The sequence below is a fragment of the Paraburkholderia sp. SIMBA_030 genome (assembly GCF_046535245.1).
Classification (GTDB): domain Bacteria; phylum Pseudomonadota; class Gammaproteobacteria; order Burkholderiales; family Burkholderiaceae; genus Paraburkholderia.
This window is the reverse complement of the sequence record NZ_JAWRXB010000635.1, coordinates 1-268: the sequence shown is the minus strand read 5'-3', so window position 1 is coordinate 268 and position 268 is coordinate 1. Positions and strand designations below refer to the sequence as shown.

Here is a 268-nt window from a genome sequence, read left to right as displayed (position 1 = left end):
GGCTCTACATGGAACACCGGCTTCAGCCCGGCTGAGGGGCTGAATAGCATCGAGGTCCGGCAGACCGACGTGGCCGGTAACGTCTCGGCCGCAACCAGCTTCAGCTTCACGCTCGACACGTCGGCCGCCGCACCGGCGGTGGCGCTCGCCACCGACTCGGGCAGCAGCGCCACCGATCACGTGACCAACGTCGGTACCCTGACCCTTGGTGGCGTCGAGAGCGGCGCGACGGTCGAGTACTCGACTGATGGCGGCTCTACATGGAACA

The 268-nt window shown here is 66.8% G+C and carries 1 protein-coding gene; it reads left to right on the top strand.

The features are described 5' to 3' along the window. A partial coding sequence (locus tag SB772_RS41500; protein ID WP_410838711.1) for a hypothetical protein occupies positions 1 to 268 on the top strand: 268 nt, incomplete at both ends.